Raw genomic sequence first — 8771 nt, 5'->3', positions numbered from 1 at the left:
CGGCCGGCCCGGGCCGGGCCGGCCGGGGTGGCGCCCGGTGCGGCACCGCGACGGGTCTGTGGTCCTCCATCGTCCGAACTCCCCCCGCACTCCCCCGTGACGACCCGTCAGGCCCCGTCGGCCTTCCCGCCCTCGGCGGCCTTACCGCCCTCGGCGGCCTTTCCGTCCGCGGCGCCGTCGGCCTTCTCCGGCTCGGCGGTCTTGTCCGCCCCGGCGGCCTTCTCCGCCTCGGCCGCTTCGGCCTTCTCGGCCTTCTGCTGCGCCTTGCGGTCGGCGTCCGCGGCCTTCTTCTCCTCGGCGAGCTGCCGCTTGGCGGCGGTCGCGTAGATGTCCACGTACTCCTGGCCGGACAGCCGCATGATCTCGTACATCACCTCGTCGGTGACCGAGCGCAGGATGAACCGGTCGTTCTCCATGCCCTGGTAGCGGGAGAAGTCGAGCGGGCGGCCGATCCGGATGCCGGGCCGGACACCGAAGTTGGGCATCACCTGGCCGGGCGGCTGCACCTTCTCGGTGTCGATCATCGCGACCGGGATCACCGGGGCGCCGGTGGCCAGCGCGACCCGGGCCAGGCCGCCGACCTTGCCGCGGTACAGCTTGCCGTCGGGCGAGCGGGTGCCCTCGGGGTAGACGCCGAAGACCTCGCCGCGCTCGACCACCGCGATGCCGCTGCGGATCGCCGCCTCACCGGCGCCGCGGGCGCCCGAGCGGTCCACCGGCAGCTGGCCGACGCCCTTGAAGAAGGCGGCGGTCAGCCGGCCCTTGATGCCGGGCGTGGTGAAGTACTCGGCCTTCGCGATGAAGGTCACCCGGCGCTTGAGCAGGGCCGGCAGGAAGAACGAGTCGGAGAACGAAAGGTGGTTGCTGGCGAGGATGGCCGGACCCTCGTCCGGAATGTTCTCCTCGCCCTCCATCCACGGCCGGAAGAAGATCCGCAGCAGCGGCGCGACGATCATCTTCATCAGTCGGTAGAACAACCGGAGCCTCCTGAGGTGCGGACCGGACGATCCTAATGCCCCCGCCTGCCGCCCGGTGCACCGGCGAACCGTCCGTCCGCGCACCGGGCCCCTGTACGGGGCATCCCGCCCGTGGGACCATCGAGCCACCCTCACCCTGACCGCACCTCCAGGAGTCCCGCATGCCGCTGTTGCCGGGTGCCGAGCCGTACCGCCGAGCGGGCGGTCCGGTCGGCGTGCTGCTGGTGCACGGTTTCACCGGTTCCCCGCAGTCCATGCGCCCGTGGGCCGAGCACCTCGCCGACGCGGGCCTGACCGTGTCCGTCCCGCTGCTGCCCGGCCACGGCACCCGCTGGCAGGACCTCCAGCCCACCCGCTGGGAGGACTGGTACGCCACCGTGGAGACCGCCTTCGAGGAACTGGCCGCCGAGTGCGGGCGGGTCTTCGTCTGCGCGCTCTCGATGGGCGGTTCGCTGGCCCTGCGGCTGGCCGCGGAGCAGGGCGACCGGGTCTCCGGACTGGTGCTCGTCAACCCCTCGGTGCGTTCCGACAACCCCGCGACGGTGCTTCTTCCGCTCCTGCGCCACCTGCTCCCCTCGCTCCCGGGCGTGGCCGGCGACATCGCCCGGCCCGGCGCCGCCGAGGTCGGCTACGACCGCGTCCCGCTGCACGCCGCCTGGTCACTGGCCCGGCTGTGGAAGGCCGTCCGGGCGGGAATGCCCTCGGTGACCCAGCCGGTTCTGCTGTTGCACAGTCCGCAGGACCACGTGGTCTCGCCGCGCAACTCGGCCACCGTGCTCGCCCGGATATCCTCGACCGATGTGACGGAGCTGCTGCTGGAGCGCAGCTTCCACGTGGCCACGCTGGACCACGACGCCGGTCTGATCTTCGGGGCGAGCCTCGACTTCGTCCGGCGGCTGGCCCCGGCAGCGGCGGTCGATGCCGGGAACCACTCGGGTTGAAAGGCCGGATGTGAACGAGACCAGCAAGGCGAACGACGACGAGGACCTGCCCCGCGAGGACGCCCAGGCGGCCGAGCCGGAGGCCGCCGGGGCCGCGCCCGCGCCGGTCCCGCGCCGCCCCGCCGGGGGCAGCCAGGCCGAACAGGACGCGATCTTCGCCGCGCTGGTGGCCCAGTTCGACGACCCGGTCGACCTCACCGACCCGGCCTGGCCCGAGGTCGAGAACCTGCGCGCGCAGCACGAGCGGGAGCGCGGGCCGGAGCGGCGCGGGCCGACCGCGCCGACCACCAGCAACGGCGGCCTGGGCGACTTCACCCCGCGCCCGGTCCCCCGCCCGGGCGACGGCCCGCGCGACTACTCGCCCGCCGAGGACCCGGACGAGGGGCACTTCGTCCCGCCGGAGCCGCCGCCGCTGCCCCCCGCCGACACCACCGCCAAGTTCGCCTGGCTGGCCGTCCTGGGCGGCCCCGCGCTGCTGCTGTTCGACGCCGTGGTCTGGCACGAGGTCTCCGGCTGGCCCGCCTGGGTCGGCCTGCTGTCCTTCCTCGGCGGCTTCGGCACCCTGGTGGCCCGGATGAAGGACCGCGACGAGGACGAGCCGGAGGACCCGAACGGCGGCGCCGTCGTCTGAACGGCCGTGCCGCGCCCGGGAGTCCGACGGACCGCTCGGCCCCGGGCGGGGGCCGCCGAGGGCCGCCGAGGGCCGCTCGGGGCCGCCAAGGGCCACTGGGGCGCATTCACTCCGGCGCCGGGATCCGCAGCGCCGCCAGCACCGGCAGGTGGTCGGTGGCGGCCCGCAGGTCCGCCTCCGCGACGCCCGGCAGCGGGTACGGCACGCCGCAGCCGAGCACCTCGACGTCCGGCGTGGCGAACACCCCGTCGATCCGCTGGTAGGGCTGCTTGGGCACCGAGGTGTACGTGCCGCCCCAGGGCGCCTTCGCGTGCGCGTCGGTCAGCTCCGCCGCGAGGCCGCGCCAACCCGGGCCCTCCGGCGGCTCGTTGAAGTCTCCGGCGATCACCCCCGGTTCCCCCGGCCGCAGTTGACCCCGCAGCAGGGCGAACTGCCGCAGCCGCTCGGCCGGTTCGAGGCTCAGGTGACAGCTGGTCACCGAGAACGGCCGGCTCCCGCCGATCCGCAGCAGCGCGCTCGCGAAGCCGCGCGCGTGCAGTCCCCGGGTCTTCGGCAGCAGCACGTCCCGCAGTTCCAGCAGGTCGACCCGCAGGTTGCCGAGCAGCAGCGGGCCCGCCGCCACCCGCCCGCCCCCGGCGAGGATCACCAGCCCGGTCTCGTGCGCCAGCCAGGCCGCGGCCTTCTCGGTCTTCCAGTACCGCGGCGACTCCTGCACGCACACCACGTCCGGCTCGCAGGCCCGGATCACCCGGGCCACCGCGGCCCGGTCGTCGCGCAGCGACCGCACGTTGTAGCTCAGCACCCGTACCCGTCGCGCCCCGTCCGGCTCCGCCCCGGACGACGCCAACGCAACCCCAGTGTCCGTCACCTGACCGACAGTAACAAACCCGGGGCGCGATTTCAGGGGCCCGGGGAGCGCGCGGCGGGAACGGCAAGGCCGCGACGGGGGCGGTGACTTGCCACCCGTCGCGGCCTCGCGGTGCGTGCTCCAGCCGTGCTGCCCGGTGCCGGGGTCAGACCCGCGCCAGGTCCGCCGCGCCCGCGATGCCCGCGGCCGAACCCATCGACGCCAGCACCACGTTGGCGACCGGACGGGCCGGGCCGCCGGTCAGGTACTTGTGGAAGCTGTCGGTGACCGGGTCGAGCAGCAGGTTGCCGGAGTCGGAGACGCCGCCGCCGAGGACGAAGACGCCCGGGTCGAACAGCGCGGCGAGGTCGGCCATGCCGCGGCCGAGCCAGTCGGCCAGCTCCGCGTAGCAGGACAGCGCCAGCGCGTCGCCCTCCGCGGCGGCCTCGGTGATGTGGATGCCGCGGATGGTCTCGGCGACGCCGTCGTTGAGTTCGAGCATCCGCTTGCCGGCGATCGGGTCGGCGGCGGCGCGCTCGCGGCCGTAGCGGCGCAGCGCGCGCCCGGAGCCGTACTGCTCCCAGCAGCCGTGGCCGCCGCAGCCGCACTCCAGGCCGTCCGGAACCATGTTGAGGTGGCCGATCTCGCCCGCCACGCCGAACCGGCCGCGGTGCAGCCGGCCGTCGAGGACGATGCCGCCGCCGATGCCGGTGCCGACGGTGATCAGGACCATGTCCTCGTACTCGGCGGCGGCGCCGAACCGGAACTCGGCCCAGGCGGCGCAGTTGGCGTCGTTCTCGACGACGGTCTCCAGGCCGGTGAGCTCCTCGACCCGCTGCTTGAGGGGCTCGTTCTCCCAGGCGATGTTGGGCGCCATCAGGACGGTGGAGCGGTCCCGGTTGACGAACCCGGGGGCGCCGACACCGACCGCCGCGACGTCGGGGTACTGCTCCTTCAACTCCCGTACGCCCTGGGCGATCGCATCGACCGCCCACTGGGGGTCGGCCGGGGTCGGCACCCGGGTCTTGGCCAGAATCTCGCCGGACTCGTCGACCACGCCTGCTGCGATCTTGGTACCGCCGACGTCCACGCCGATGGTCAGAGCCATGTGTCCCTCAGCTATTCACTCGTTCCCGCTCAGCGGAACCGTACCCGCTGAGGGGTCTCCGCGTATACAGCCAGGCGTACATTATTCGAAGGCAATTGCCGATCCATTGGTCATGGTGCCTTCAGAAGTCATACCAACGGTACCGCTCGGTAGTGAGCCGTGACCGTAGCGTGACGCCACTGTTCGGCCGGTTTGATTACTTGTCGGGCCCTTCGGCGGCCCCGTCCAGGTCCACCCGTTCGGCCTCCGCGCGTCGGGGCGCGGACCAGTTCCGCTCGTGCCGGACGACGGCGGCCCGGTAGGCGGCCAGCAACTCCCCGCCCGCGGCCGCGAGGTGGCCGTACACCTCGGGGTTGGACTCGCGCAGCCGGCCGCCGATCTCCACCGCCTTGACGCCCACCGCGGCGGCGAACCTGCGCACCTCCTCGACCAACGGCGCGAACTCCCCCGCCCCGCCCGGCCGTTCCCGCTCCTGCTCCTGCTGTTCCTGCTGCTGTTCGGTGCTCACCGTGCCACTCCCCATCCGTCCAACCCGTTCGACCCGTACGGTCCCGTCCGCCCGGCTACCCGCGCGGCCAGAGCGCGGGGTCGGGCGTGAACCGCACCGACAGCACCCCGTCCGCCAGCCCGGCCCCGCTGACCGTGCAACGGCGCAGCGCGGACGGGAGTGCCAGGACCCGCCGGTAACCTCCGACGCCGAGCACCAACTCGTCGCCGCGGCGCAGCAGTTCCAGCTCGCCCCGGTCGGCGCCGGGCAGCGGCAGGTGCCAGAGCAGCTGGTTGTCGGCGGCCAGCCGGTCCTCGACCCGGGGGTCGGCGGGGGCGGGCGGCCGGGGGGCGCCGGTGGCGTAGAGGCGTTCGGCGAGCGCCTCCAGGCCGCCGTCGGGCTGCCGGGCGACCAGCACCGGCACCTCGCCCAGCCGTTCGGCGACGGCGGCGAGCTGCTCGTCCTGCCGGGCGGCCGTCGCGGCCAGCCAGGGGTCCGCGGAGCCAGCCGCGGCGGCGGGCAGCGCGCCGTGCGCGACCACCGCGTCCAGCGGCAGGCCGTGCAGGGCGAGTCCGGCCCGGATCCGGGCCAGCGCGCGGGGCGCGGGGCGGGCGGCGTCCAGTACGAGGCGGACGGTGGTGCCGGGGGCGGTGATCGCGGCGGCGGCCTCGGCGAGCGCGGCGGAGGCGGCGGCCCGGGCCTCGAACAGCCGGTCGGTGGGCAGCGGGAGGCCGGCCAGGTTGGCCAGCAGCGGGCGCAGCGCGCGGGCGGCCTGGCGCTGTTCGGGCAGCAGCCGGGCGAGGTAGCGCTCCAGCTGGGCGGGCAGCGCGAGGGTGGCGATCAGTTCGGCGGGCGGCGGCGCGGCGACCACCAGCACCTCGGCCTTGGCCCGGGGCAGCGCGCGCAGCAGGGCGAGGGCGCGGGTGCCGGGGAGCGGGGCGAGTTCCTCGGGGTCGAGCGGCTGGGCGCCGATCAGGTCGAGCGCGGGGGCGAGCCGGTCGCGGTAGCCGTCCAGGGCGGCCCGGAAGGCGGCCTGCTCGTCGAGCCGGGCGGCCGCCAGGTGCCGTTCCAGTTCGACGGGTTCGGGTCCGAGGCGGACGCCGAGCAGGTCGTCCACCGCGCGGTGCGGGTCGTCGGCGGCCAGCAGCAGGGTGTCGCTGCCCTGCCGGGCGTGGTGCAGGGCGGTGGCGGCGGCGATCCGGCCGGACTCCGGGCCGCTGACCAGTACGGTGCGGGTGGCCACGGGCCCGGTCAGCCCTCCACGCGCTTCTTCAGCCCGGCCAGTGCCCGGTCGATGATGACCTTCTCGGCCTTGCGCTTGATCATGCCGAGCATCGGGATCTTGACGTCCACGGCCAGCTGGTAGGTGACCTCGGTGCCCTTCCCGGCGGGGGCGAGCGCGTACGAGCCGTCCAGGGCGCGCAGCATCTGGCTGCTGACCAGGGTCCAGCTGACCTCGCGGTCGCCGTCCCAGGTGTAGGCGAGGGTGTGCTCGTCGCGGATCGCCCCGGCGTCCAGCAGCAGCCGCACCTTGGCGGCGCGGCCGTCGGGCCCGGCCTCCAGGACGTCGATCTCCTTGACCTCGCCGGTCCACTGCGGGTACGCGGCGAAGTCGGCGATCACCGCCATGACCTCGGCCGGGGTGGCGTCGATGACAATGCTCGACCTGGTGTGCTCCGCCATTGCGGCCTCCGCGATCTCCCTGTGCTGCTGTGCGCCCAGCAGAGGCTATCGCGGGCGGGGCCGCCCGCTTCCCGCGCGGGCACCTACCGGCGGGTCACCTCCGGGCTGCCGTAGGGTTCGATTCGGCCGCCCCGCACGTCCGACCTGCGGTGTGACGATCGGAACACCGGGGCCGACCCCTCTGGTCGAACGTGCCTACCCGGCAGTAACGTCCAGTCGTCCCGCAGCGTCGCAGACGAGGAGCAGTCTTGCTCGACGAGTTCAGCCTTCCGGCCCGCTACCAGGTACCGAGCGACGGCAACCTCGCCGACCTGGTCCACCAGAACGCGGAGCGCCACCCGGGCGTCGCTGTGCTCAGCCGCAAGTCCGCCGGGCAGTGGCAGGACCTCACCGCCGCCCAGTTCCTCGTCGAGGTGCACGCCGTCGCCAAGGGCCTGGTCGCCTCCGGCGTCGGCCCCGGCGACCGGGTCGCCGTGATGTCCCGCACCCGCTACGAGTGGACGCTGCTCGACTTCGCGATCTGGACCGCCGGCGCGGTCACCGTCCCGGTGTACGAGACCTCCTCCGCCGAGCAGGTCCGCTGGATCCTCGGCGACTCCGGCGCGCTCGCCGTCGTCACCGAGACCGACCAGCACGCCGCCGTGGTCGACGGGGTCCGCGCCGAACTGCCGGAGCTGAAGCACGCCTGGCAGATCGAACGGGACGGCGTCGCCGCCCTCGCCCGGGCCGGCGCCGGCGTGGACGACGCCGTGATCGCCGAACGCCGCCGGCTGGCCGGGCCCGACTCGACCGCCACCCTCGTCTACACCTCCGGCACCACCGGCCGCCCCAAGGGCTGCGTGCTCACCCACGGCAACTTCCTCGCCGAACTGGGCAACGTCACCGCCCGGATGCCCGAACTGTTCCGCACCGGCGAGTCCTCCGTCCTGCTGTTCCTGCCGCTCGCCCACGTGCTCGGCCGGATCGCCGAGATCGCCGCCGCCATCGCCCCGGTCCGGCTCGGCCACGTCTCCGACATCAAGAACGTCACCGAGGAGCTCGGCTCCTTCCGGCCGACCCTGATCCTCGGCGTCCCCAGGGTGTTCGAGAAGGTCTACAACACCGCCCGCGCCAAGGCCCAGGCCGACGGCAAGGGCGGGATCTTCGACCGCGCCGCCGACACCGCCGTCGCCTACAGCCGCGCCCTCGACGACGGCGGCCCCTCGCTCGGCCTGCGGATCAAGCACGCGGTCTTCGACAAGCTGGTCTACGGCAAGCTCCGCAACGCCCTCGGCGGCCGCTGCCGCTACGCCATCTCCGGCGGCGCCCCGCTCGGCGAACGGCTCGGCCACTTCTACCGCGGCATCGGCTTCGTCGTCCTGGAGGGCTACGGCCTCACCGAGTCCTGCGCCGCCACCGCCTTCAACCCGCACGACAAGCCCAAGATCGGCACCGTCGGCCAGCCGCTCCCCGGCTCGGCGATCCGGATCGCCGCGGACGGCGAGGTCCTGCTCAAGGGCCCGCAGGTCTTCACCGGCTACTGGAACAACCCCGCCGCCACCGCCGACGCCCTCCGCGACGGCTGGTTCGCCACCGGCGACCTCGGCACCCTCGACGACGAGGGCTACCTCACCATCACCGGCCGCAAGAAGGAGATCATCGTCACCGCCGGCGGCAAGAACGTCGCCCCCGCCGTGATCGAGGACCGCATCCGCGCCCACGCGATCGTCGGCGAGGTCATGGTGGTCGGCGACCGCAAGCCCTTCATCGCCTGCCTGGTCACCGTCGACGACGAGTTCTTCCCCCGCTGGAAGGCCCTCAACGGCAAGCCCGCCGACGCCACCGTCGAACAGCTCCGCGAGGACCCCGACCTCCTCGCCGCCGTCCAGGCCGCGATCGACGACGGCAACCAGGCCGTCTCGCACGCCGAAGCCGTCAAGAAGTTCCGCCTCCTCACCACCACCTTCACCGAAGCCGGCGGCCACCTCACCCCCTCCCTCAAGCTCAAGCGCAACGTCGTCCTCAAGGACTTCGCCGCCGAGATCGAGAGCCTCTACACCCGGTAGGGCCCACCCGGGAGACGCCCCGACAGGGGCGCGAGGAACTGCGCGGCCGACC

9 protein-coding genes are annotated in these 8771 nt (G+C 74.0%); 3 read left to right on the top strand and 6 right to left on the bottom strand.

Annotated elements, in window-relative coordinates:
- Nucleotides 1-107: 107 nt before the first annotated feature.
- On the bottom strand, nucleotides 108-962 hold the full coding sequence (locus tag ACWEO5_RS15355) for a lysophospholipid acyltransferase family protein (protein ID WP_452162852.1): 855 nt from the start codon (nucleotides 960-962) through the stop codon (nucleotides 108-110).
- A gap of 176 nt (nucleotides 963-1138) precedes the next feature.
- Between ACWEO5_RS15355 and ACWEO5_RS15350 the strand changes: the two genes are divergently transcribed.
- Nucleotides 1139-1918, top strand: coding sequence for an alpha/beta hydrolase (locus tag ACWEO5_RS15350; RefSeq protein ID WP_452162850.1), 780 nt, complete (start codon nucleotides 1139-1141; stop codon nucleotides 1916-1918).
- Between the two features lie 10 nt (nucleotides 1919-1928).
- Nucleotides 1929-2549, top strand: a complete 621-nt coding sequence (locus ACWEO5_RS15345; RefSeq protein WP_452162849.1) for a hypothetical protein — start codon at nucleotides 1929-1931, stop codon at nucleotides 2547-2549.
- 106 nt (nucleotides 2550-2655) lie between these two features.
- On the opposite strand, the gene ACWEO5_RS15340 is transcribed toward ACWEO5_RS15345, so the two are convergent.
- From ACWEO5_RS15340 to ACWEO5_RS15320, 5 genes are all read right to left on the bottom strand, one after another.
- Nucleotides 2656-3417, bottom strand: a complete 762-nt coding sequence (locus tag ACWEO5_RS15340; RefSeq protein ID WP_452162848.1) for an endonuclease/exonuclease/phosphatase family protein — start codon at nucleotides 3415-3417, stop codon at nucleotides 2656-2658.
- A 145-nt stretch (nucleotides 3418-3562) separates the two neighbouring features.
- Nucleotides 3563-4504 (bottom strand): ROK family glucokinase, encoded by a 942-nt coding sequence (locus ACWEO5_RS15335; RefSeq protein ID WP_344554712.1) that lies wholly within the window; start codon nucleotides 4502-4504, stop codon nucleotides 3563-3565.
- 196 nt (nucleotides 4505-4700) lie between these two features.
- Complete coding sequence (locus tag ACWEO5_RS15330) at nucleotides 4701-5012, bottom strand: DUF5304 family protein (protein ID WP_452162847.1); 312 nt, start codon at nucleotides 5010-5012, stop codon at nucleotides 4701-4703.
- A 55-nt stretch (nucleotides 5013-5067) separates the two neighbouring features.
- The gene (locus ACWEO5_RS15325; protein ID WP_452162846.1) at nucleotides 5068-6234 is read right to left on the bottom strand and encodes an ArsA family ATPase; all 1167 of its coding nucleotides are present in this window, start codon (nucleotides 6232-6234) and stop codon (nucleotides 5068-5070) included.
- Between the two features lie 8 nt (nucleotides 6235-6242).
- The gene (locus ACWEO5_RS15320) at nucleotides 6243-6674 is read right to left on the bottom strand and encodes an SRPBCC family protein (protein WP_033252361.1); all 432 of its coding nucleotides are present in this window, start codon (nucleotides 6672-6674) and stop codon (nucleotides 6243-6245) included.
- Between the two features lie 248 nt (nucleotides 6675-6922).
- Here ACWEO5_RS15320 and ACWEO5_RS15315 point away from each other — a divergent pair, with 248 nt between their 5' ends.
- Nucleotides 6923-8719 carry an AMP-dependent synthetase/ligase gene (locus ACWEO5_RS15315; RefSeq protein WP_452162845.1) on the top strand — a complete coding sequence of 599 codons (1797 nt, stop codon included), beginning with the start codon at nucleotides 6923-6925 and terminating at the stop codon, nucleotides 8717-8719.
- Nucleotides 8720-8771: the final 52 nt, after the last annotated feature.

It is taken from the genome of Kitasatospora sp. NPDC004272 (assembly GCF_053603035.1).
Note: the sequence above shows the minus strand (reverse complement) of the source record. Positions and strands in the feature narration are given on the sequence as shown.